The 422-nt window shown below is 63.0% G+C and carries 1 pseudogene; it reads right to left on the bottom strand.

From position 1 onward, the window contains the following. Window positions 1-93: 93 nt before the first annotated feature. Window positions 94-422 (bottom strand): annotated as a pseudogene (gene istB / locus N799_RS14115) (IS21-like element IS1474 family helper ATPase IstB); the annotation flags it as partial.

The following is a 422-nucleotide window of genomic DNA, read 5'->3' as shown; positions in this document are numbered from 1 at the left end:
TGCGGATTTCGGTGAACGTGACCGAGCGTTTCGCTAATACGTGACCGGTGCTTCCACCCCGGTTGCGCGGGTTCTGGATTGTAATCGCATCGGTCACGATGCGGCTTGTTCCTCGGCTTTTTTTCGGCGCAGCGACTCGCCTTTCATCGTCAGTCGGTAGGCGTTGTGCACCAGGCGGTCGAGGATGGCATCGGCCAGGGTCGGGTCGTTGATCCAGCCGTGCCAGTGCTCGATGGGCAGTTGGCTCGTCAGGATGGTGGAGCGGCTGCCAGCGCGGTCGTCGATCACCTCCAGCAGGTCATGCCGGGCTCCTTCCTCCAGCGGGGCTAGCGCCCAGTCGTCCAGCACCAGGACGTCGACCTTTGCCAGCTGTTGCAGGGTACGGCCGAAGCTGCCGTCGCCATGAGCGATGCGCAGTTGTT

It is taken from the genome of Lysobacter arseniciresistens ZS79 (genome assembly GCF_000768335.1).
Classification (GTDB): Bacteria; Pseudomonadota; Gammaproteobacteria; order Xanthomonadales; family Xanthomonadaceae; genus Novilysobacter; species Novilysobacter arseniciresistens.
This window is presented reverse-complemented; position numbering and strand designations above follow the sequence as displayed.